This is a genomic window from Streptomyces cadmiisoli, assembly GCF_003261055.1.
Classification (GTDB): Bacteria; Actinomycetota; Actinomycetes; order Streptomycetales; family Streptomycetaceae; genus Streptomyces; species Streptomyces cadmiisoli.
In genome coordinates, this window is the sequence record NZ_CP030073.1 from 4,494,140 (window position 1) to 4,517,975 (window position 23,836).

Here is a 23,836-nt window from a genome sequence, read left to right on the forward strand (position 1 = left end):
CCCTTGCTTCCCCTTGTATCCAGCCTGACGGACGGTATGAGGACGTTTGTGCGGGAGCGGGGCGGCCGAATGAACGTGACGTGAACCCGGGGTGGCCGTAGGGAAGTTGTGGCACGGGGTACGGTCCCGGCTCGGGAAGTCCGGATGCGGACCTTGACGGCGAGGGTGCGCATCCCCTCGCCCCTCCCCAAGATCCCTATCCGGGACCGCTAACCTTACGTGTCCGTCCTGGCCAGGGATTGACGGGCATCAACTCACGCGAAGGGTTGCGCACATGGGCATTCTCACTCTCCTGCGGAACGCATTCGGCCGCTCGCGCAAGGCGCGGACCACCGAGGCAGAGGGTGCGGAGCAGGTACCCACGCAGCCGACGGCGGAGGAGCAGACACCCGCTCGTCCGGCCCCGGAGCAGGCTCCCGCCGAGCCGCGGGCGGAGGCGGTGACGCTCCCCTCCCCGTCCCCGGAGCCGACTCCCACGCCGCATCTCCCGGAGCCGCGCCAGGAGCACGAACTGGTCTCGGCGGCCTTCGACAACATCTCGGTCCCGAACCCGGCCCCGCCGGCGGAGGACAACCTCCCGGCCAAGACCCCGGCGCCCACCGAGCCCACCGCGCAGGCGGAGCCGAAGCCGGAGCCCGCCCCGGAAGAGACCCCCACGGCCCCCGAACCGACGACGGCCCAGAAGCCGACGGAGGAGCCGGAACCCACTCCGGAAGCGGAGCCCGCCGCGCAGGCGGAGTCGGCCCCGGAACCGTCCGCAGAGCACGAGCCCGCGCCCGAGCCCGCCGCCGAACCGGAGCCCGAGACCGAGCCGGCATCGAAGGACGAGACGCCCGAAGCGACGCCGGAGCCGGAGCCTGAACTGACGTCGAAGGACGAGGTCCCCGACACGGCGCCGGAGCCCGAGACCCAGCCGGAATCGCAGGACAAGACGCCCGAGCCGGAGCCCGAGACCCAGCCGGAGTCGCAGGACGAGGCATCCGAAGCCGCCTCCGAGCCGACACCGGAGCCGCAGGCCGCCACCGCGACGGACACCCCCGCGGACACCGCCACGGCGGACGCCGAGCCCGAGCCCGAGGCAGCGCCTCAGCAGCCCACCGCCGACACCGAGGCCGCCCCGCGGCCCGAGCCGGAAGCGGCCGAGGAGCACGAAGCGGTCCAGGAGCACGAAGCGGCCGAGGAGCCGAATCCGGCCACGACCGTGGAGCCGGCCGCCGCGGAACCCGCGGCCGCCGGCGGCGAGGACACCCCGCAGGGGCCACCCGCACCCGACAACGAAACCCGCACGGGTGGTGCGGGTGGGAACGAAGACCCGGCCGAAGGCCGGGTGCCCACCCCCGCTGCCGCACAGGCAGAAACCAACCCCGCGGAAGCGAACCCCGCAGAAGCGAACCCCGCAGAAGCGAACCCCGCAGAAGCGAACCCCGCAGAAGCGAACCCCGCAGAAGCGAACCCGGCGGAAGACACCCCGCTCCCCGCGGCAGCGCTCCGCACCGCCTACACCGCCGCCGCCAAGACCCTCGACATCCACACCCTCACCGGCACCACCGCGAAGGTCTACCTCGTCCTGGACCGCTCCGCCTCGATGCGCCCGTACTACAAGGACGGCTCCGCACAGGCCCTCGGCGACCAGACCCTCGCCCTCGCCGCGCACCTCGCCCCCGAGCCCACCGTCCACGTCGTGTTCTTCTCCACCGAGGTGGACGGCACCGCCGACCTCACCCTCACCGACCACGAGACGAAGATCGACGACCTGCACGCCTCCCTGGGCCGCATGGGCCGCACCAGCTACCACGCGGCCGTGGAGGCGGTGATCGCGCACCACGAGAAGTCGGACCCCGGCACCCCCGCACTGGTGGTCTTCCAGACCGACGGCGCGCCGGACGCGAAGACCCCCGCCACCCAGTCCCTCACCGACGCCGCGAAGAACCACCCCAACGTGTTCTTCTCCTTCGTCGCGTTCGGCGAGCACGACAACAAGGCCTTCGACTACCTCCGCAAGCTGAAGACCGACAACGCGTCCTTCTTCCACGCGGGCCCCGCCCCGAAGGAGCTCACCGACACGGAGCTCTACGAGGGCGTCCTCGCCCACTGGCGCCCGTAGCCCTCACGGCCCCGCAAGCCCTGCGAGCCCCACAAGCCCCGCAGGGCACCGCACCGCACCGCACCCCGCTCCACCCGGCCGCCCGCTTCCCACCCCTTAAAACGGGAAGCGGGCGGCCTACCCGTGTCGGCTACGATTTCAAGGTTCGAAGACGACCCCATACGCCCCGAAAACCGGCGGTCGTCACCCCGCGTAGCGACTTGGGAGCAGCCCGCGATGGCTCGACACCTCATCACCAGCGCCCTTCCGTACATCAACGGGATCAAGCACCTGGGCAACATGGTGGGGTCCATGCTCCCGGCCGATGTGTACGCCCGCTACCTCCGCCAGCGCGGCCACGACGTCCTGTACATCTGCGCCACGGACGAGCACGGCACCCCCGCCGAGCTGGCCGCCAAGGAGCGGGGCCTGCCCGTGGACGAGTTCTGCGCCCAGGCGCACGACGCCCAGAAGGCGGTCTACGACGGCTTCGCCCTCGCCTTCGACTACTTCGGCCGCAGCTCCTCCCCGGAGAACCGCGAGATCACCCAGCACTTCGCCCGCAAGCTGAACGAGAACGGCTTCATCGAGGAGCGCGCGATCCGCCAGGTGTACAGTCCGGCCGACGGCCGCTTCCTGCCGGACCGCTACGTCGAGGGCACCTGCCCCCACTGCGGCTACGACAAGGCCCGCGGCGACCAGTGCGAGAACTGCACCCGGGTCCTGGACCCGACGGACCTGATCAACCCCCGTTCGGCGATCTCCGGCTCCACGGACCTGGAGGTCCGCGAGACCAAGCACCTCTTCCTCCTCCAGTCCAAGCTCCAGCACGAGGTCGAGGAGTGGGTCTCGCGGCACGAGGAGGACTGGCCGCAGCTGGCCTCCTCCATCGCCCGCAAGTGGCTGAACGAGGGCCTGCACGACCGTGCGATCACCCGCGACCTGGACTGGGGCGTCCCGGTCCCGGCCGACACCTGGCCGGACCTGGCGGCGGAGGGCAAGGTCTTCTACGTCTGGTTCGACGCCCCGATCGAGTACATCGGCGCGACGAAGGAGTGGTCGGACCAGGACCCGGAGAACCGCGACTGGAAGTCGTGGTGGTACGAGGCGGACGACACCGTCCGGTACACCGAGTTCATGGCCAAGGACAACGTCCCGTTCCACACGGTGATGTTCCCGGCCACCGAGCTGGGCGTGCGCGAGCCGTGGAAGAAGGTCGACTACGTCAAGGCCTTCAACTGGCTGACGTACTACGGCGGCAAGTTCTCCACCTCGCAGAAGCGGGGCGTCTTCACCGACCAGGCGCTCGCCGTCCTGCCCGCCGACTACTGGCGCTACTTCCTGATCGCCAACGCCCCGGAGTCGGACGACTCGTCCTTCACCTGGGAGCACTTCACGGCGACGGTGAACAAGGACCTCGCCGACACCCTCGGCAACTTCGTCAACCGCGTCCTGTCGTTCTCCAAGAAGCGCTTCGGCGAGGAGGTCCCGGCCGGCGGCTCGCCCGGCGAGGCGGAGACCCGGCTGGGTGAGGAGATCGCCCGGCTGCTCGCCGAGTACGAGCAGCAGATGGAGGCGCTCCAGTTCCGCAAGGCGGCCGCCGCGCTGCGCGCCCTGTGGTCGGCCGGCAACTCCTACCTGGAGGAGAAGGCCCCCTGGCTGGAGATCAAGACCGACAAGGACGGCGCGGCCCTCACACTGCGCACGGCGATGAACCTCATCCACCTGTACGCGGTGGTCTCCGAGCCCTTCATCCCGACGACCTCGAAGGCCATGCGGCAGGCGTTCTCGCTGGCCGACGACACGGCCGCCTGGGTCTCGGCGGACGAGGCGAAGGCCCTGACCGGCGTCCCGGCCGGCACCCCCTTCACCGTCCCGCCGGTCCTCTTCGCCAAGCTCACGGAGGACGACCTGGAGGCGTACAAGGAGCGCTTCGGCGGCGAGGCGGCGTAACGAGCGGCCGTAGACGAGTGGGGCCCGGTGACGTCGTAGCGACGTCACCGGGCCCCGCGTTTGTCCAGCAGTGCGCGCTCAGCGCCCGGAAGCGTAGGTGACGAAGTCCGCCCAGGCGCCGGGCGTGAGCGCCAGCCGGGGGCCTTCGCTGTTCTTGGAGTCACGGACGTGCACGGTGCCGGGGGTGACAGCGCATTCCACACACGAGTTGCCGTCGTTGCCGCCGCTGTAGCTGCTCTTGAACCACGCCAGCTCGGAAGCGTCCCCGGCAATGGTCTTGCGGTTCATGTTTCTCCCAGCAGTTGCTCGATCAAGGCCAGCGACTCCCGCGGAGAGAGCGCCTGAGCCCGGATAATGCCATACCGCAGTTCAAGGATGCGCAGGTGTTTGGGCTCGGTGGTCGCCCGGCCGTTGAACGCGCCGTCCGAGCGCCCCACAGCCGTACCGTCCGGGAACTTCAGCAACTCGATGCGACCGTCCAGGCCGGAGTGGGTGTCGCAGTTCATCGGCATCACCTGAAGCACGACGTTGTGCAACCGGCCCACCTCCAGCAGACGTTCGAGCTGCTGACGCCACGCCATTGTGCCCCCGATGGGCCGCCGCAGGACCCCCTCTTCCAGGACGAAGCCGAGTGCAGGCGCGGGCGAGCGCTCGAAGACCGACTGCCGGGCGAGACGAGCGGCCACCATGCGTTCCACGTCGTCCGGCGAGTACGGCGGCTGCGCCGCCCCGATCACGGATCGCGCGTGCTCCGACGTCTGCAACAGGCCGGGGATGATGTGGCACTCGTACAGAGCGATCTCGACCGCTTTGGCCTCAAGCTTCCCCAGCTCCCGAACCTTCTTCGGATACCGGACCCTCTTCACGTCCTCCCAAGCCGCCGCGATGAGCCCGCCCGCGCTTAACACCTCGTCGGCCTTGTCCAGATACTCCTGCCGGGGAATCCGCTTCCCGCCCTCGATCTTGTAGACCAGGTCCTCCCCGTACCCCACGGCCACCCCGAACTCGGCGGCCCGCATGCCCCTCGCCTCGCGCCGCAGTTTCAACTGCCGGCCCACTGTCGTGATGACCGCGACGCCCCATTCGTCGTCCGGATCCACCTCCCACCCCGGCTCGTCCGCCTCGCCCTTGAGCCGAGCCCCGAGCCGCGAACGCCGCCACGCACGGCCGGCTCCCCGGCCGGAGCTTCCGCCTCGCCCTGCACGCCACCACCGACGTACTGCGCATCGAGGTGACGGACACCCGCGGTGACGATCTCCCCCTCCGCCCACCACCCGCCCCCGACGCCGAGTCAGGACGCGGCCTGCTCCTCGTCGAGGCCTTCGCCGACCGCTGGGGCGTGCAGATCGGACCGGCCCCCCGCAAGACCGTCTGGGCGGAACTCGATCTACCACCAGCTTGACCAGCGAAAACAGCACCGGCACCGGAACCCGACCGCGTGTGTTCCGGTGCCGTCGGCCGTCTTTTCCAAAAACCACGAGGGAGAAAGGAACCGCACCAAGCCCCACCCCTCCCGCCCACGGCGCAACGCTCACTCGCCCGGGTGAACATCACCAAGTGAACTGGATTCGCGGCAGGTTGCCTGCCCTACGCTCAGCGCAGCACGACACGACAACCCCAGACATGCAACGGCCCTCGCCGGGACTGGCATCCCAGTGCGAGGGCCTGACCACCAAGGAAGCACAACCTTCCCGACGGCCTGACCACCTAGGAAGCACAACCTTCCCGATGGATACCCAAAACCCTAGCGTGCACCCGCCCGCCCAGTCCCGTATCAGCGGGAAAAACCACCCCCACCGACAGGCCCACGCGAAGGGGCACCCCGGCGGCGTCACCCACGACAACACCCGCCACACCACCCGCTTCACGGTGATCGGCAACCACCTGGCCCAGCACCCGGACCTGTCGCTGCTGGCGATCGGACTGGCCTGCCACATCCAGTCGCTGCCCAGCGGCGCGAGCGTCGACATCAAGACCCTCGCCCGCCGCTTCCCCGAGGGCCCCACCCGTATCGCCGCCGCCCTGCGTGAACTGGAGACCCACGGCTACCTGCGCCGCACCCGCGAACGCACCGAGACCGGCCGGATCGTCACCCGCACCGTCTCCTGCAACCAGCCAGGGCACCGCGGATCCAACTCCGCCGACACCCCCGACCGACCCAGCCGCGGAAGCGCCGCCGACAGATCCCCGCCCCGCAAGCTTTTACCCGCCGTGCCGAAACCCGCTGATCCCGCGCCGACCCTCCTCCGGACAGCCCTCGATGTCCTCTCGAGCCTGCGCCGCACAGACCCGCGGCTTCTCCTCTCCGCCGCCGACGCCGAGCACCTGGCTCCCGGCGTCGCCGCCTGGCTGGAACGCGACCTCGCCCCTACCGCCGTGCGCCGCGCCCTGACCGAGAACCTGCCGCTGGAACGCCTGATCCGCCCGGCTGCCCTCCTGGCCCACCGCCTGGCCGCACAGTTACCGCCCTTGCCCCCGATCCGCCCAATGGCCTCCTCTGCCCCGACCTCCAGGCACCCGATCCAGACATGCGACGGCTGCGACCGCGGCTTTCGCGCACCCACCCCCGGCCGCTGCCGCGACTGCCGATCCGACCCGATGGAGGCCGTCTGGTGCCGCAGCACGACGGGCCCTGACGCCAACCCACCGGCCCTCACCGCTGTAGCCCCTAAGCGTCCGGACGAGACGCAGATGACGAAGGGCGAAGCCATCAGGGCAGTGCGATCCGCCGCCGGTCTTCCCCGAACGGCTGCCCGCCCCGATGCCGACCCGGCAGGACGAACACCCCTTTGACCCGACAGGACCCCAGGTGCTGCCCTCTTTCGCCGCAAGAACTCCAGCTACGGCTGACCGGCCCGGACACCGACGGTGGCGCTCTCCGCTTCCAGTGGGGCGACGCACTGCTGCAACCCGTCGAGCACCTGGTCTCGGTGGCCGCAGGCACTCCCGTACAACTCGAACTCACCGGGATCTCGACAGGCAGCACCATCGTGCACGCCCGCCCGGTCACCACGCCTGCCGATGATTCCGGGGCCGACGCCATCGATGCGCCCGCCACATCCGCCGCTTCCACCGGCCTCGGCGCCCTCACCACGATGCTCGACGCCCTTGAGTCGGAGCGCGACATCCGCGACGTCACTGCCGCTCGAACCTCAGGAGGGCTTCGACGGCGAGCCGGCGTGACCGAACCCACCTGCCCCCCCCCACGTCATGATCTGGACAACATGGCCGAATGTGAAGATCATGTGAGGCCGCTGCCGTATCGGGTCGCGTCCGACGGGGCGAGCCGACCGACTTGGGGGGTCCTTTCATGGCACTGTTCGGAAACGCGCACAGCATCGATCCGGGGACGGCTCAGCAGGACTTCGCGCGCCTGCTGGGCCAGGGGGAGCAGGTGCACGCGGCGTACCTGCTGATCCGCGACACCATCCTGTTCACCGACCGCCGTCTGATCCTGGTCGACAAGCAGGGCATCACCGGCAAGAAGGTGGAGTACCACTCCATCCCGTACCGCAGCATCACCCACTTCGCCGTCGAGACCGCCGGCACCTTCGACCTCGACGCCGAGCTGAAGATCTGGCTCTCCGGTTCGGCGACCCCGGTGCAGAAGACCTTCACCAAGGGCGTCGACATCTACGAAGTCCAGGCGATCCTCACGCAGTTCGTGGCGAGGTGACCCGCGGGAGCGCGGCGGCCGGCGCTCGGCCGCCGCGTTCCTCCCTCACCTGCGATGACGGTGTTCCGCGCTGATAGCATCCGCGCCATTGTGCGGGGGCGGGGACCCTCGCGGGGAGGGACATCAGACGTGGGCAGACACGCCCTGAGACGGCGCGGCATGGCCGCCGCCGTCTCCTCGTTCGCGGTCGCCGTCGCGGCCGTATCCGTCGCCGTCCTGCCGGAGGGCGACGCCTCGGCCGGTCAGGCCCCGGCGGCCGACATCACCGAGATCACCCTGCCCGACCCGGCCGGTACCCGTCCGCGCGCCGACCGGCCGCTGGTCGCCGGTCCGAGCGGCTACCTGCACCGGCAGAGCGGGATCGCGGGGCTGCTGTGGACGGACTCGTCCGACGGCGGCACGGTCACCGTACGGACCGACGACGGCGTCTACACGCCCGCCGGTGTCTGCGAGAACCTGGGCTCCACCACCTGTCCGACGGCCTGGTACGGCGCCGACGCGGACCTGGTCGCCCTGCCGGGCGCCGGCTCCGTCGCCCTGTGGGACCCGGCGACGCGCACGGCGTCGGAGTTCACCTCCGACCAGCCCTACCGGGGGCTCGCCGGACGGACCATGATCACAGAGCAGGCGCTGCACGACAAGGCGGACGGCGCCTGGCGGTCCCGTCCGATCACCCCGGCCGGCACCCGGATCACCTCGGGCATGATCACCTCCGCCGACGCGCACGGTGCGATGTTCCGGGTGGGGACCGACCTGTACTACCTGGACCTGGAGACGGCGGTCGCCACCGAGGTGTTCACCGGTGTCGGCTCCCGCCCGGTCACCGTCCAGAGTGACGACCGGATCGGCTGGTACGACTCCGCCTCCGGCAACCTGCACCTCAAGTCGCGCACCGACCCCGGCGGCGCCGGGGAACTGCTCGACCTGCCGTCACCCGGGGCCCAGCTGGACGGCGCCCCGGTGCTGACCGACGACCGGCTGCTGCTGCCGCTGCACACCGGCACCGGCACGAGCGCCCTGACCGCCGTGTCCCTCGCGGACGGCGGCTCGACGACCCTGCTCGCGCAGGCGGGCGCGTACCTGGTCCGGGCCTCCGGTGACACCGCCCTGGTCACGGGCGGCACCGGCGCCACGGACTGGTGGGTGCAGCGCGTGGCCCAAGGCGGCGACGGCTCGCTCGCCCTGGAGCGCCAAGCCCAGGTCCCGGCCCTGGAGAACGCCAAGACCGGTCTCGCCCTCAGCCGCGGCAGCCTGCGCGTGGCCGAGGACGACCCGGACGGCACGATGGACACCACCACGGTGCGCACGCTCGCCGCGGCCGACGGCCGGCTGACCGCCTCCGAGCCGAAGACCGGCGACAAGATCGACCCGGTGTGCGCTTACGCGGGCGCCGACTGCTCGACCCTGTGGGGCAACCTGGGCACCGGCCCGCGTGATGTCTTCCTCACCACGTTCTACGACGGTGACGAGGGCGGCACCGGTTCGGCCCGCGCCGACCGGCTGGTCGGGATGAACGACGGCTCCTCCGACAGCACCCTGGAGTTCCGCACCGAGGGCGGCACGATCGTCGACGTCTCGGACGGCTACGCGGTCTACAACTCCGGTGACACCGCCCCGGCGCAGTACGTCGGTGAGTTCGGGCGGGGACAGAAACTGAAGCGGTCCGTGCGCGCCGCCGCCCTGAACGGCTCCACGCTGTGGAGCGCCTCCACGACCGGCAAGCTCACCTCCTACAGCCTGGCCGAGAACCGCACCCTGGCCACGGTCACCGTGCCGGGCCTCGGCTGCGTGCCGAGCGAGCTCCAGGCGGCGGGCCGCTGGGTGTACTGGGCGTGCGGCGACGGTTCGGCCGGTGTGTACGACACCGTGGCGGCCACGTCCCGCGCGGTGACCGGCGGCGACGTACTGCTCGGCGACGGCTTCACCGTCCGGCACGACCACGGCGCCGGCACCCTGGAGCTGACCGACGCGAAGACCGGCACCACCCGGGTCCTGACCACCGACGTCGCCGGCAGCGGCCTCGCGGTGGACCGCCGCTTCAAGTGGACCGTGGACGAGTACAGCGGCATGGTCGCCTGGACCGACCGGTACGAGCGGATCCACGTCGCCCGGACCGGCGTCACGCCGTCGCCCGTGACGGCCTTCGCGTCCGAGGCAACGGGCTCCGTGTCCACAGGCATGCCTTTCCAGGGCTCATGGCTGCTGTCCCGCCCGGTCACGTCCTGGTCGGTGACGTTCACCTCCGTGCAGAGCGGCGCCACCGGCAAGGCGACCCGCACGATCACCGGAGCCGGCGCGTCGGCCCGGGTGACGGCGGACTGGTCCGGCACCACGGCCGCCGGTGGCCACTTCCCCAACGGTCACTTCACCTGGACCCTCAAGGCCACCGGCACCGACACCGCCACGGCCGTCACCGTGGCGACCGGCAAGGGCTTCCTGACCCGGGGCGCGGCCGTGCGCCACGACTTCGGCGGCCCCGACGGCCCCGACGGCCGGGGCGACCTGCTCACCCTGAACTCCTCCGGCGGTCTGACCTACCAGTTCGGCACCGGCACCGGGAAGTTCGGCGACAAGGCCACCGGCACCGGCTGGGCCACCAGCATCAAGGCGGTCCCGTTCGGCGACCTGAGCGGCGACCGCTGCAACGACGTCCTGGTCCGGCTCAGCAGCGGCGCCCTGCGCCTGTACAAGCCGGGCTGCGGCAAGGCGGTCACGCCCAAGACGTCGTACACCACCCTGGCGAGCAGCGGCTGGACGTCGTCCGACGTGCTCACCTCGCCCGGCGACGTGAGTGGTGACGGACGCCCGGACCTGATCACCCGCACCACCTCCACCGGCGCCGTGTACCTGCACAAGGGCACCAGCACCGGCAAGCTGTCGTCGCGCGTGAAGCTGTACGCCGACTGGAGGGGCTACAAGAAGGTCATCGGCGCCGGTGACCTGAACGGCGACGGCATCGGTGACCTGCTCGCCCAGGACAAGGCCAACACCCTCTACCGGTACAACGGCAAGGGCGACGGCACCTTCGCGGCCCGGGTGAAGGTCTTCGGCGACTGGGGCGGCTCGTACAACGTGGTGGTCGGCGTCGGCGACATCACCGACGACGGCAGGGCCGACCTGGTCTCCCGGGACACCAGCGGGAACGTGTACCGCAACAGCGGCGACGGCAAGGGCTCCTTCGGCGGCCGCGTGAAGATCGCGACGGGCTGGAGCGGCTACAAGTCGCTGTCCTGAGCTGTGCCGAGCTGTCCTGAACTGCTGAGGGCACGGACGACGGAAGGGCCCGGAACCGCTACCGGTTCCGGGCCCTTCCGTGTGCCGCCGGGCTACTTCGGCTGCGGCTTGCGCACCGACAGGTGCAGCTCCCTCAGCCGCGCCTCCTCCAGCTCCGTCGGCGCGCCCATCATCAGGTCCTGGGCGTTGCCGTTGAGCGGGAAGGCGATGGTCTCGCGGATGTTCGGCTCGTCGGCCAGCAGCATCACGATGCGGTCGACGCCGGGCGCGATGCCGCCGTGCGGCGGGGCGCCGAAACGGAACGCGCGCAGCATGCCGGCGAACTTCTCCTCGACGGTCTCCCGGTCGTACCCGGCGATCTCGAAGGCCTTGAGCATGATGTCGGGCTCGTGGTTCCGGATCGCGCCGGAGGACAGCTCGACACCGTTGCAGACGATGTCGTACTGCCAGCCCAGGATGTCCAGCGGGTCCTGGGTCTCCAGGGCCTCCAGACCGCCCTGCGGCATCGAGAACGGGTTGTGCGAGAAGTCGATCGCGCCGGTCTCCTCGTCCTTCTCGTACATCGGGAAGTCGACGATCCAGCAGAAGCGGAAGACGTTCTCCTCGAACTGCCCGGCGCGCTTGGCGGCCTCGACCCGCACCGCGCCCATGATCTTCGAGACCTCGTCGAACTCGCCCGCGCCGAAGAACACGGCGTGCCCGGCCTCCAGGCCGAGACGCTCGGTGAGGACCTTGACGTTCTCCTCGGTGAGGAACTTCGCGATCGGGCCCGACAGCGAACCGTCCTCGGCGACCCGGACCCAGGCCAGGCCCTTCGCGCCCTGCGAGACGGCGAAGTCGCCGAGCTGGTCGAAGAACTTGCGGGGCTGGTCCTGGACGGCCGGCACGGCCAGCGCGCGCACGTGCTTGCCCGCGAACGCCTTGAAGTCGGAGCCCTCGAAGACGTCGGTGATGTCCACCAGCTCCAGCTGGGCCCGCAGGTCCGGCTTGTCGGAGCCGTACTTCAGCATCGCCTCGCGGAACGGGATCCGCGGGAACGGGGACGTCACGTGGCGGCCGTTGCCGAACTCCTCGAACAGCTCGGTCATCAGCTGCTCGATCGGCTGGAAGACGTCCTCCTGCTCGACGAAGCTCATCTCGACGTCGAGCTGGTAGAACTCGCCCGGCGAGCGGTCCGCGCGCGCGTCCTCGTCGCGGAAGCAGGGCGCGATCTGGAAGTAGCGGTCGAAGCCGGAGATCATCAGCAGCTGCTTGAACTGCTGCGGGGCCTGCGGCAGCGCGTAGAACTTGCCCGGGTTCAGACGGGACGGGACCACGAAGTCCCGGGCGCCCTCGGGGGAGGTCGCCGACAGGATCGGGGTCGCCATCTCGTTGAAGCCCAGCGCCGTCATCTTGTGCCGGATCGCCGAGATGACCGCCGTGCGCAGCATGATGTTGCGGTGCATGCGCTCGCGGCGCAGGTCCAGGAAGCGGTACTCCAGGCGCCGCTCCTCGTTGACCCCGTCCTCGGCGTTGATCGTGAACGGCAGCGGCTGGGCGGCGCCGAGCAGCTCGACCTCGCCCACCTCGACCTCGACCTCACCGGTCGGCAGCTCCGGGTTGACGTTCTCGGCGCCACGGGAGACGACCTTGCCGTCGACCCGGACCGTGGACTCCTTGGTGACCTTGTCCAGGGCCTCGTAGGCGGGCGTGCCGGGGCGGGCGACGAGCTGCGTGATGCCGTAGTGGTCGCGCAGATCGATGAAGAGGATGCCGCCCAGGTCGCGCCGATTGTGCAGCCAGCCACTCAGCCGGACGTCGGTGCCGACGTCAGAGGCGCGGAGCTCGCCGCAGGTGTGGGACCTGTACCGATGCATCGTCGTTCATCCAGTCTTCGCGGATCGGGGCCTGTTTCACGTGAAACTTGATCCCAGGGTACCGGCCGACCGGGACGCCATCCCCACCATTTGGGCCCACCCGGCATCGGTGGCACCGTTCGATCACCTCTTCTTAGAGTGGGGCAATGCGCACTGGTGAGCCCCTGCCCGCCGTGGAGGACGTTCTGACGTCCCTCGCGACCGGCGTGTGGCACTGGGACAGTGTGGCCAAGCAGATCACCGTGGACGCCGAGGCGGGCCGACTGCTGGGCCTGCCCGCGGAGCCGGGCACCTACCCCCCGGCCGTCGTGCGCGCCCGTTTCCACCCCGTCGACTGGGACGAGGTCGACGGCATCATGCAGCTCTCCGTCGCGCAGGACACCCTCGGCGAGTTCCGGCTGCGTGTCTTGGACGGAGACGGCCGGATCGTGCGCACCGTGCGCAGCCGCTCCCGTTCGACGTTCGACCCCGTCCGCCAGGTGTACGACATGATCGGCACCCTCCAGGAGGTCACCGAGCCCTCGCCGGGAGCCGCCGCGCGCACCCCGGTCACCGGTGACCGGCGGCGCTCCCGGGAGGCGTTCCTGCTGGACGCGGGCCGGGCGCTGGCCGAGGCCCGCTCCACGGCGGAGGTGCTGCGGGTCGCGGCCGGTCTGTCGATGCCGGGGTTCTCACCGGACGGGCTCGCGGTGTTCGGCGTGGAGGCCGACCGGCTGACGGTCATCGGCCACCACGGGCAGCAGCCCGGCGACGAGGAGCCCTTCACCTACATGCCGCTGGAGACGGACTACCCGGCGGCGGAGGTGGTGCGCACCGGCCGGGCGGTGTATCTGTCCGCGCCCGAGCAGTACAGGTCCCGCTATCCGCTCACCTGGCCGCTCGCCGAGCACTTCGGCCGGAAGTCCTGGGCGTTTCTGCCGCTGACCTTCGCCGGGCGCACGATGGGCGCCTGGATGGCGGCCTTCGCCTACCCGGTGGCGTTCACCCCGGACGAGCGGTCCGTGCTGACCACGGTGGCCCGGATGCTCGCCCAGGCCCTGAGCCGGGCCGGCGCCGCCGAGTCGGAGCGGGAGCTGACGGACGGCCTCCAGCGCTCCATGCTGCCCACCCTGGGCCCCCGGATCCCCGGTATGAGCGTCGCCGCCCGCTACATCCCCACCGGCGGCGGCCTCCAGGTCGGCGGCGACTGGTACGACATGATCCCGCTGCCCGGCGGCACATCCCGGTCCGAGCCCGGGGAAGGCCGGTTCGCGCTGGTCATCGGGGACGTCCAGGGGCACGACGTACGGGCGGCCGGGCTGATGGGCCAGCTGCGGATCGCTCTGCGGGCGTACGCCTCCGAGGGCCACCGGCCCGACGCCGTGCTCTCCCGGGCCTCCCGTTTCCTGCACGGCGTCTCCGCCGCCGACGACGACCCCACGGACCTGCGCTTCGCGACCTGTCTGTACGTCGAGGCGGACCCCGTGACCGGTGTCCTCGACATCGCGCGGGCCGGGCACCCCGACCCGGCGATCCGGATGGCGGACGGCACGGTGCTCAAGCGTCCGACGGCGGGCGGCCTGCCCCTCGGCATCGACCCGGACGCCGACTACCCGACCTCGCGGATCGTCCTCGAACCGGGCGAGACGATGATGCTCTGCACGGACGGCCTGATCGAGACCGGCGGGCACGACCTGGACACCGGCTGGCTGCGCATCCGGTCGATCCTGGAGCGGCAGGACGGCGACCTGGAGCAGCTCGCCGACGCGCTGGTCCAGGCGGTGCACGGGCCGTCCTCCCACCACACCACCGGCCCGCTCGCCGACCGGCGCGAGGACGACATCGCCCTCCTGCTGCTGTGCCGGCAGGGCGACGGGCGGGGCGACGGGGCCGTGCCGGCGCGGCCGGCCGGGCGCCGCACGATGCTCACGGTCGCCCAGGCCGAGCCGGAGCGCGTCGCCGTGGCCCGGCAGCAGCTGCGCGAGTTCCTGCACGACTGGACCTCGCCGGAGCAGGTCGACACCGCGGTGCTGCTGCTCTCGGAGCTGCTCACCAACGTGCTGGTGCACACGGACGCCGACGCGCTGCTGGTCGCGGAGATCATCGGGGAGCCGGACGGCGGGCGGCGGATACGGGTGGAGGTCACCGACGCCGGTGACGATCTGCCGCACCGGCGCAGGCCGGGGGAGCTGGCCTCGTCCGGCCGGGGGCTGCTGCTGATCGAGCTGCTGGCCCAGGCCTGGGGGGTGTATCCGCGCGGCGAGGGCAAGAGCATCTGGTTCGAGCTCCACCAGCCGGGACGGACGACCGGCTGACGCCCGCGCCGAGGCGGGCGCGGATCGGCGAACGACCTGCACGCGGCGCCCCGAGGCGGTGCCTCAGGCCTTCGGCGGACCGGTCGCGCCGCCGGTGCGCAGTTCGTGCGCCACCCCGAAGGCGGCGGCGGTCAGCGGCACCGCGAGCAGCATGCCGAGGATGCCCGCGACGGACGCCCCGGCGGTGATGGTCAGCATCACGGCCGCGGGATGCATCTGCACCGTCCGGCTCTGGATCATCGGCTGGAGCACATGCCCCTCCAGCACCTGCACGGCGAGCACCACCCCGAGCACCCACAGCGCGATGACGAACCCCCGGTCGGCGAGCGCGACCAGCACCGCGACCGCGCCGGAGAGGAAGGCGCCGAGGTAGGGGATGTAGGCGCCGACGAAGACCAGTGCGCCGAGCCCCGCGGCACCCGGCACTCTGAGCACCAGCAGCCCGACGGTGATGCAGACGGCGTCGATGAACGCGATGAAGGTGGTCCCGCGCATGAACCCTTCGACGGCCCGGTAGGCGCGCCGTGCCATGGCCTCCAGGGTGTCGGCTCGCCCGTGCGGGGCGAGCGCGCGCAGGGTGCCGGCGGCCCGGTCGGAGTCCCGCAGGAAGAAGAAGACCAGCAGCAGCGCGAGGACCGCGACGGCGATCGTCTCGCCGACGACGCTGACCCCGCTGATGACGCCCGACGCCGCCGTTCCGCCGAACTTGGCCAGCAGCTCGCGGCCGTTGGACAGGATGTCGTCCAGGGAGGTCCCGGCGGCCCCGAAGTGCTCCGTGAGTCCGCGGGCGGCCCGTCTGAGCGAGGCCACGATCTGGTCGCCGCTGTCGATGAGCGCGGCGACGACGATGTACACGGCCCCGCCGACCACCGCCACCACGGCCACGCAGGTGAGTGCCGCCGCGACCGACCGGTTGACGCGCGCGTCGACCAGCCGCCGGTGGAGGGGCCCGAGCAGCGCGGTGCCGAGCAGGGCCAGCAGCACCGGCACCACGGCCGTCCGCAGCGCGCCGCACAGCAGGATCCCGACGTAGCCGACCCCGGCGACGAGCAGGATGGCGGCGCACCACTGGGCGATCCTGCGGACGGGTTCGGGAAGCAGCTGCACCCGTCCAGACGATCACGCCACGGGCGGGCTGTCCTGCGCGGACGGCCCGCCCGGGTGACGGAGCGTCAGCCGAGGGTGCCCCGGCCGACGCTCACGCGCGGTCAGTCCTGCGGACCGTCGCCCGACATGCCGTGCACGGCCGGGACGGTGCCGAGGCGGCCCTTCTGGAAGTCCTCGAAGGCCTGCTGAAGCTCCTCGCGGGTGTTCATCACGAACGGCCCGTAGTGCGCCATCGGCTCGCGGATCGGCTTGCCGCCGAGGAGGACGACCTCCAGGTCCGGCGTGTTGGAGTCCTGCTGCTCGTCCGCGCGGACGGTCAGCGAGCCGCCGGCGCCGAAGACGGCGGTCTGGCCCTTGTGAACCGGACGGCGGTCGGTGCCGACCGCGCCGCGGCCCGCGAGGACGTAGGCGAGGCCGTTGAAGTCCTCACGCCACGGCAGGGTGATCTCCGCGCCGGGCGCCAGCGTCGCGTGGATCATCGTGATCGGGGTGTGCGTGGCGCCGGGGCCCTCGTGACCGTCGAGCTCACCGGCGATGACGCGGATCAGCGCGCCGCCGTCGGGGGAGGTGAGCAGTTGGACGCTGCCGCCGCGGATGTCCTGGTACTTGGGCGGCATCATCTTGTCCTTGGCCGGGAGGTTCACCCACAGCTGGAGGCCGTGGAAGAGGCCGCCGGACATGACCAGGTGCTCCGGCGGGGCCTCGATGTGCAGCAGTCCGGAGCCCGCGGTCATCCACTGGGTGTCACCGTTGGTGATGGTGCCGCCACCGCCGTGGGAGTCCTGGTGGTCGAAGATGCCGTCGATGATGTAGGTGACGGTCTCGAAGCCGCGGTGCGGGTGCCAGGGGGTGCCCTTGGGCTCTCCCGGCGCGTAGTCCACCTCTCCCATCTGGTCCATCATGATGAACGGGTCGAGATGGCGGTAGTTGATCCCGGCGAACGCTCGGCGCACCGGGAAGCCCTCACCCTCGAAACCGCTCGGCGCGGTGGTGACGGCCAGCACGGGGCGTGCCACGGCGTCGGCGGGTGCGGCCACGCGGGGCAGCGTGAGCGGGTTCTCGACGGTCACTGCAGGCATGTCGGTACCTCCTTGTGCTCCGAGTTTAGTTGAGCATTGAACTTTCTGCCACCCTGAACAGAGAAAGCCCGGAGGGCATTCCCTCCGGGCCATCTCATCGTCCGGTCCGTTAATTGCTGAAGTAGAGGTACTTCCACGAGCCGTACGTCGTGGAGTTCACGTTGTCACCGGACGAACCGTTCACGTACACCGACCGCATCCGCGCCCGGATGCCCGACTCGCCGGGCGCCCCGAGGCTCACGGCCGACTTGCCGTTGGTTCCGAGCGGGAAGTACTGCGAGTCCCCGGAGTACCACCGGCCGTCGTAGTAGACCTGGAGGTCGAAGCGCTGCTGACGACCCGGGTAGTAGGTCATCGTCGTGGTGAGCAGCGGGTCGGTGTTCTTGCGGAACCAGTAGTACGTCGTCGAGCCGATCTTGCCGGTCTTGTAGTGCCGCGAGACGGCGGTGGAGACCTTGACCCGGGCGTAGCCCGTGGACTTCACCGTCTTCGGCTTGTACCGGGCGTCGCCCTTGAAGACCGCGGTGACGACGGTGTCCCGGGTCATGTCGACCCAGGCGGAGATGTTGCCCTTGGAGTCGACCCGCCCGACCTTGATCCGCTTGTCGGGCCGGTCGCCGCCGTACGGGTTCGCCCAGATCTCGACGGAGCGGTTCTTGTAGGTCGTCCCGAGGTGGGCGGTGAACTTGGCGTCGGTGCCGTAGTTGTACACCTTGCCGTTGTTGTTCAGGCTCAGCGAGGTCGAGGCGCGGGAGACCGTCACCTTGTCGGAGGCGCTGACCGCGGTGTGCTCCGCGTCGCCCGCGTAGGAGACCTTGTAGGTGACCGTGCCGCCGGCCGGCGGGGTGTCCGTGAAGGAGTACGTGCCGTCCGACTTCACCGTGACGGCGGGGAGCGCCTTGCCGCTCGGGCTCTCCAGGTCGGTACGGGTGACCGCCAGCTTCACCCCGCTCGGCAGCGGCACCGTCGCCGTGATCCAGCCGGTGACGGTGAGCTTCTTGGCGCGGGTGGCCGTGGACGGGGCGTTCACCGAGAGCGTCGGCACGTTCATCGTCGGCTCGGTGAGCGCCTTGAGGGTGTAGCCCCCGCCGGTACCGGCCAGGACGAAGACCCGCGCGGAGTCCGGCGACCACGCCAGGTCGCCCGCGCCGTAGCTGCTGCTGGTGGTGTAGGTGCGCAGCGGCGCTCCGGCGTCGGGCCGGTACACCGCGACCTTGCCGCCGTTGACCTGGGCGACCAGCCCGTTCGCGGCGACGTCGGCAAACTGCCCGGACGGGTAGGACCCGGCCTTCGTGAACCCGCCGTTCGCGTACGCGTCCCGGTCGTGGCCGTTGACCAGCACCTGGGCGGCGCCGGGCACCAGGTCGATGTCCCGGATGCCGTCGTTGAGCGAGTAGTCGCCGTGGTGCCAGGCGACCTCCTGCGCGGTGCCGCCGGACACGTCCAGGACGGCCATCGCGCTCGTGGACAGCCCGGTCTCCCCGACCGCCAGCAGCCCGGGGCTGTTCGGGTCGGTGTCGAGCAGCACCTGGCCCCAGACCTTGCCCGGGTACTGGCCGAGCGCCACCGGGTCGGCCCCGCTCGACGGGTCCACCGCCGGGTCGACCGAACCGAGGTCGCCGTCCCACTGGTCGCCGTAGGAGAACCAGGCCTTGCCGCCGGCGAAGGCGACGTACCGCGGTCCGGTGTCGGTGGCGACCGGGTGGCGCTGCTTGATGTCGAGGGTGGCCGGATCGAGGGCCACGATCTCGTGCCGGTCGGGTGCCGCGGCGTACAGGGTGCTGCCGTCGTCCGAGAGCGCCAGGTCGGAGACCGCGCCGATGCCGGTCACCCGGTCGACGACGGTGCCGGAGTAGTCGGCCGCCACGATCGCTCCGGCCGAGGCGTCGCCGACGAAGACCCGCTGCTGGGCGCCGTCCACGGCGATCCCGCCGGGTGTGGTGACCGTCGCGGCGGCCGCCGACGCGGAGCCGGCCGACAGGGCGGTCAGCGCCGCCGAGCTGAACAGGACCGCGAGTGCCGTCGCGGCCGAGGTGCTGCGCATGCGCACAGTGATGAAACCCCCACAGGAATACCCGGTTCTCACCGGGAGATGAGAGCGCCGCGCGACACCCGGGGCGACCGCCGGCAGGCGGTGGCGCACGGGGCGCGGCTGCCGGGGCAGCCTAAGGCATGGCTCTGACAATCGGGGAGGGGATTTTCGCCGGGCCGGGCGGTCAGCCGTACATCCTGCGCATCGCGAAGTCGACCATCTCCTCCACGGCCTTCGCGTCGAAGACCATGCGGTGCTCGCCCTCCATGTCGACGACGAAGCCGTACCCGGTGGGCAGCAGGTCGATCACCTCGGCGCCGGTGATCACGAAGTACTTGGACTCCTTGCCCGCGTACCGGCGCAGTTCCTTGAGCGAGGTGAACATCGGGATCACCGGCTGCTGGGTGTTGTGCAGGGCGAGGAAGCCGGGATTGTCGCCGCGCGGGCAGTACACCTTCGACGTCGCGAAGACCTGCTGGAAGTCCTCGGCGGCCATCTGTCCGGTGGTGAAGGCGCGCACCGCGTCCGCGAGCGACGGCGGGGACGGCTCCGGGTACAGCGGCGGCTGCTGGCCATAACCGCCGACACCGCCGGGCTGCTGCGGCTGGGCGTACTGCTGCTGCGCAGCGCCGCCGTCCATGGGCTGGCCGTATCCGTACATGAGCGCAAGCGTACCGAGCGCGCGGCACCGCCCGTGGGGGCATGACGAGTTCACGGCCGGGGCCGGGCCCCGAGCAGGGCGCGGCCCGCCGCTGCGGTGGGCCCTGTCACAGATGGCCGGAACGGGGTTGCGTCTTATTACCGACGGGTAGCATCATCTTAGCTACTTGTTGGTACGTGAACTAGATGCGAGGAGCCAGTGCCTCGCCGATCTCCTACGGAGCTGTCGTTATGGGGCACTACAAGTCGAATCTCCGCGACATCGAGTTCAACCTCTTCGAAGTCCTCGGGCGGGACAAGCTGTACGGCACCGGCCCGTTCGAGGAGATGGACGTCGACACCGCCAAGAGCATCCTCGACGAGCTGACCCGGCTGGCGGAGAACGAGCTGGCCGAGTCCTTCACCGACGCCGACCGCAACCCGCCGGTCTTCGACCCGGAGAACAACACCGCGCCGGTCCCCGCGTCCTTCAAGAAGAGCTACCAGGCCTTCATGGACTCCGAGTACTGGCGCCTCGGCCTGCCCGAGGGCATCGGCGGCACCACGGCTCCCCCGTCGCTGATCTGGTCGTACGCGGAGCTGGTCCTCGGCGCCAACCCGGCCGTGTGGATGTACTCCTCCGGCCCCGCCTTCGCCGGAATCCTGCACGACGAGGGCAACGACGCCCAGAAGGAGATCGCCCGGATCGCCGTCGAGAAGCAGTGGGGATCCACCATGGTCCTCACCGAGCCCGACGCCGGCTCGGACGTCGGCGCCGGCCGCACCAAGGCCGTGCCGCAGGAGGACGGCTCCTGGCACATCGAGGGCGTGAAGCGCTTCATCACCTCGGGTGAGCACGACATGTCGGAGAACATCCTCCACTACGTGCTGGCCCGCCCCGAGGGCGCCGGCCCCGGCACCAAGGGCCTGTCCCTCTTCCTCGTCCCGAAGTACCTCTTCGACTTCGAGACCGGCGAGCTGGGCGAGCGCAACGGCGTGTACGCCACCAACGTCGAGCACAAGATGGGCCTGAAGGCCTCCAACACCTGCGAGATGACCTTCGGCGACCGGCACCCCGCCAAGGGCTGGCTGATCGGCGACCGGCACGACGGCATCCGCCAGATGTTCCGCATCATCGAGTTCGCCCGCATGATGGTCGGCACGAAGGCGATCTCCACACTGTCGACGGGCTACCTGAACGCACTGGAGTACGCCAAGGAGCGCGTCCAGGGCCCCGACCTCGCCGACTTCATGGACAAGACCGCGCCCAAGGTCACCATCACCCACCACCCCGACGTGCGCCGCTCGCTGATGACGCAGAAGGCCTACGCCGAGGGCATGCGCGCCCTCGTCCTCTACACCGCCTCCGTGCAGGACGCCATCGCGGTGAAGGAGGCCTCCGGCGAGGACGCCTCGACGGAGCACGCGCTCAACGACCTGCTCCTGCCGATCGTCAAGGGCTACGGCTCCGAGAAGGGCTACGAGCAGCTCGCCCAGTCGCTCCAGATCTTCGGCGGCTCCGGATTCCTCCAGGAGTACCCGATCGAGCAGTACATCCGGGACTCCAAGATCGACACCCTCTACGAGGGCACCACGGCGATCCAGGGCCAGGACTACTTCTTCCGGAAGATCGTCCGCAACCAGGGCGCCGCACTGAACTCGCTGGCCGAGGACATCAAGAAGTTCCTCGCCCTCGGCACCGGCGGCGAGCAGCTCTCCGGCGCCCGCGAGCAGCTCGCCAAGGCCGCCGTCGAGCTGGAGGCGATCGTCGGCCTGATGCTGACCGACCTCGCCGCCACCGAGCAGGACGTCAAGAACATCTACAAGGTGGGCCTGAACACCACCCGCCTGCTCATGGCCTCCGGTGACGTGATCGTCGGCTACCTGCTCCTCAAGGGCGCCGCGGTCGCCGCCGAGAAACTGGAGACGGCCTCCGCCAAGGACAAGGCGTTCTACACCGGCAAGATCGCCGCGGCGAAGTTCTTCGCCGCCACCGTCCTGCCCGGCGTCACCCTCGCCCGCAAGCTCTCCGAGAACGTCGAACTGGACCTGATGAAACTGGACGAGGCCGCCTTCTAGACGGCACTCGCCGCACCGCATCGCCCCGACGAGGGCCCGCTCCCGGTGATGGGTGGCGGGCCCTCGTACGTCGTTAAGGTGAACCCCATGAGCGAACCCTCCCGCTTCGACCGCGGCCACACCGACGACCTCATGTCCTTCCTGGCGGCGAGTCCGTCGCCGTACCACGCCGTGGCGAACGCCGCCGAACGGCTGGAGAAGGCCGGCTTCCGACAGGTCGCGGAGACGGACGCCTGGGACGGGACGAGCGGCGGCAAGTACGTGCTGCGCGGCGGGGCGATCGTGGCCTGGTACGTCCCCGAGGGCGCGGCACCGCACACCCCGTTCCGCGTCGTGGGAGCGCACACCGACTCACCCAACCTGCGCGTCAAGCCGCTGCCGGACACCGGGGCGCACGGCTGGCGCCAGGTCGCCGTCGAGATCTACGGCGGCCCGCTCCTGAACTCCTGGCTGGACCGCGACCTGGGCCTGTCGGGCCGGCTCAGCCTGCGCGACGGCTCGACCCGCCTGGTGAACGTCGACCGCCCGCTCCTGCGGGTCCCCCAGCTCGCCATCCACCTGGACCGGTCGGTGGCGTCCGAGGGCCTCAAGCTGGACAAGCAGCGCCACCTCCAGCCCATCTGGGGCCTCGGCAACGACGTCCGCGACGGCGACCTCATCGCCTTCCTGGAGTCCGACGCCGGCCTCCCGGCCGGCGAGGTCACCGGCTGGGACCTGATGGTGCACTCCGTCGAGCCGCCCGCCTACCTGGGCCGCGACAAGGAACTGCTCGCGGGACCGCGCATGGACAACCTGCTGTCCGTGCACGCGGGCGTCGCCGCGCTGACCGCCGCCGCCGCGAGCGGGGCCCTGCCGTGCATCCCGGTCCTGGCCGCCTTCGACCACGAGGAGAACGGCTCCCAGTCGGACACCGGCGCGGACGGCCCGCTGCTCGGCGGCGTACTGGAACGCTCCGTGTTCGCCCGCGGCGGTTCCTACGAGGACCGCGCCCGCGCCTTCGCCGGCACCGTCTGCCTGTCCTCCGACACCGGACACGCGGTCCACCCCAACTACGCCGAACGCCACGACCCCACGCACCACCCCCGCGTCAACGGCGGCCCCATCCTCAAGGTCAACGTCAACAACCGCTACGCCACCGACGGTTCGGGACGCGCGGTCTGGGCCGCCGCCTGCGAGAAGGCGGGCGTCCCCTTCCAGTCCTTCGTCTCCAACAACTCCATGCCCTGCGGCACCACCATCGGCCCCATCACGGCCGCGCGGCACGGCATCAGGACCGTCGACATCGGGGTGGCCATCCTGTCCATGCACAGCGCACGCGAACTGTGCGGCGTCGACGACCCGCACATGCTGACGAACGCCCTGGTGGCGTTCCTGGAAGGCTGACCCGCACACCCCACCGGCTCAGCACCCCCGGCCCGCGACCGCACGGAGCCGCCGCCCCGCCCACGCGCGCCGGCGCTCCCGGCCCGGCATGCTCACGCCGACCGGGGGTACCCGCACCCGACCGGAACCACCGGACCGGAAGGGCAGGCGACAGCTCATGGGCCTCGGCGGGTGCATCATCCTCATCGCCGTGGGAGCCATCCTCACGTTCGCGACCGACTGGGACATGGAGGGCGTCAACCTCGACCTCGTCGGCGTGATCCTGATGATCGTGGGTCTCATCGGCGTCACGACGTTCAGCAGCATCGCCCGGCGCCGGCGCGTCGTGATGCGCCCCTCGGCGCCGGTCGTCGAGGAACAGCGGCAGCCCCACCGGCGCGACGGCTACAGCGACGGATACGGCGCGTGAGCCCGCCCCGGC

15 protein-coding genes and 2 pseudogenes are annotated in these 23,836 nt (G+C 70.8%); 10 read left to right on the forward strand and 7 right to left on the reverse strand.

Annotation, left to right across the window (positions count from 1 at the left end; genetic code table 11):
* Positions 1 to 274: 274 nt before the first annotated feature.
* A complete protein-coding gene (locus DN051_RS19325; protein ID WP_112439162.1) occupies positions 275 to 2,104 on the forward strand; it encodes a VWA domain-containing protein in 1,830 nt (609 codons plus the stop codon).
* Between the two features lie 216 nt (positions 2,105 to 2,320).
* A complete protein-coding gene (gene metG / locus DN051_RS19330) occupies positions 2,321 to 4,036 on the forward strand; it encodes a methionine--tRNA ligase (RefSeq protein ID WP_112439163.1) in 1,716 nt (571 codons plus the stop codon).
* Positions 4,037 to 4,114: 78 nt separating this feature from the next.
* Here the strand turns inward: metG and DN051_RS19335 are convergent, their stop codons facing one another.
* Positions 4,115 to 4,324, reverse strand: coding sequence for a DUF397 domain-containing protein (locus tag DN051_RS19335; protein ID WP_053760694.1), 210 nt, complete (start codon positions 4,322 to 4,324; stop codon positions 4,115 to 4,117).
* Positions 4,321 to 5,136: a helix-turn-helix domain-containing protein gene (locus tag DN051_RS19340; protein ID WP_112439164.1), complete on the reverse strand. Its 816-nt coding sequence runs from the start codon at positions 5,134 to 5,136 to the stop codon at positions 4,321 to 4,323. The genes DN051_RS19335 and DN051_RS19340 overlap by 4 nt, the downstream gene beginning before the upstream one ends.
* 44 nt (positions 5,137 to 5,180) lie before the next feature.
* Between DN051_RS19340 and DN051_RS19345 the strand changes: the two are divergent.
* The 4 genes and pseudogenes from DN051_RS19345 to DN051_RS19360 form a co-directional block, all read left to right on the forward strand.
* Positions 5,181 to 5,438, forward strand: a pseudogene (locus DN051_RS19345) (ATP-binding protein); the annotation flags it as partial.
* 326 nt (positions 5,439 to 5,764) lie between these two features.
* Positions 5,765 to 6,643: pseudogene (locus DN051_RS19350) on the forward strand (helix-turn-helix domain-containing protein); the annotation flags it as partial.
* Positions 6,644 to 7,346: 703 nt separating this feature from the next.
* Positions 7,347 to 7,712 carry a PH domain-containing protein gene (locus tag DN051_RS19355; protein WP_053760690.1) on the forward strand — a complete coding sequence of 122 codons (366 nt, stop codon included), beginning with the start codon at positions 7,347 to 7,349 and terminating at the stop codon, positions 7,710 to 7,712.
* A gap of 129 nt (positions 7,713 to 7,841) precedes the next feature.
* Positions 7,842 to 10,946 (forward strand): FG-GAP repeat domain-containing protein, encoded by a 3,105-nt coding sequence (locus tag DN051_RS19360; RefSeq protein ID WP_162624956.1) that lies wholly within the window; start codon positions 7,842 to 7,844, stop codon positions 10,944 to 10,946.
* A gap of 92 nt (positions 10,947 to 11,038) precedes the next feature.
* On the opposite strand, the gene aspS is transcribed toward DN051_RS19360, so the two are convergent.
* Positions 11,039 to 12,802: an aspartate--tRNA ligase gene (aspS, locus tag DN051_RS19365; RefSeq protein WP_053760688.1), complete on the reverse strand. Its 1,764-nt coding sequence runs from the start codon at positions 12,800 to 12,802 to the stop codon at positions 11,039 to 11,041.
* 146 nt (positions 12,803 to 12,948) lie between these two features.
* On the opposite strand from aspS, the gene DN051_RS19370 reads away from it, so the two are divergent.
* Positions 12,949 to 15,096, forward strand: coding sequence for an ATP-binding SpoIIE family protein phosphatase (locus DN051_RS19370; RefSeq protein WP_053760687.1), 2,148 nt, complete (start codon positions 12,949 to 12,951; stop codon positions 15,094 to 15,096).
* Positions 15,097 to 15,159: 63 nt separating this feature from the next.
* Here the strand turns inward: DN051_RS19370 and DN051_RS19375 are convergent, their stop codons facing one another.
* The 4 genes from DN051_RS19375 to DN051_RS19390 all read right to left on the reverse strand — a co-directional run bounded on the left by DN051_RS19375 (position 15,160) and on the right by DN051_RS19390 (position 19,975).
* Positions 15,160 to 16,203, reverse strand: coding sequence for an AI-2E family transporter (locus DN051_RS19375; protein WP_053760686.1), 1,044 nt, complete (start codon positions 16,201 to 16,203; stop codon positions 15,160 to 15,162).
* Between the two features lie 101 nt (positions 16,204 to 16,304).
* Positions 16,305 to 17,282, reverse strand: a complete 978-nt coding sequence (locus DN051_RS19380) for a pirin family protein (protein WP_053760685.1) — start codon at positions 17,280 to 17,282, stop codon at positions 16,305 to 16,307.
* A gap of 109 nt (positions 17,283 to 17,391) precedes the next feature.
* Positions 17,392 to 19,326, reverse strand: coding sequence for a YncE family protein (locus tag DN051_RS19385; protein WP_112442350.1), 1,935 nt, complete (start codon positions 19,324 to 19,326; stop codon positions 17,392 to 17,394).
* Positions 19,327 to 19,498: 172 nt separating this feature from the next.
* Positions 19,499 to 19,975 (reverse strand): SseB family protein, encoded by a 477-nt coding sequence (locus DN051_RS19390; protein ID WP_053760683.1) that lies wholly within the window; start codon positions 19,973 to 19,975, stop codon positions 19,499 to 19,501.
* A 230-nt stretch (positions 19,976 to 20,205) separates the two neighbouring features.
* Here DN051_RS19390 and DN051_RS19395 point away from each other — a divergent pair, with 230 nt between their 5' ends.
* The 3 genes from DN051_RS19395 to DN051_RS19405 all read left to right on the forward strand — a co-directional run bounded on the left by DN051_RS19395 (position 20,206) and on the right by DN051_RS19405 (position 23,824).
* The gene (locus DN051_RS19395) at positions 20,206 to 22,032 is read left to right on the forward strand and encodes an acyl-CoA dehydrogenase (RefSeq protein WP_112439166.1); all 1,827 of its coding nucleotides are present in this window, start codon (positions 20,206 to 20,208) and stop codon (positions 22,030 to 22,032) included.
* Positions 22,033 to 22,119: 87 nt separating this feature from the next.
* Complete coding sequence (locus DN051_RS19400; protein ID WP_053760681.1) at positions 22,120 to 23,415, forward strand: M18 family aminopeptidase; 1,296 nt, start codon at positions 22,120 to 22,122, stop codon at positions 23,413 to 23,415.
* 157 nt (positions 23,416 to 23,572) lie between these two features.
* Positions 23,573 to 23,824 (forward strand): DUF6458 family protein, encoded by a 252-nt coding sequence (locus tag DN051_RS19405; protein ID WP_053760680.1) that lies wholly within the window; start codon positions 23,573 to 23,575, stop codon positions 23,822 to 23,824.
* Positions 23,825 to 23,836: the final 12 nt, after the last annotated feature.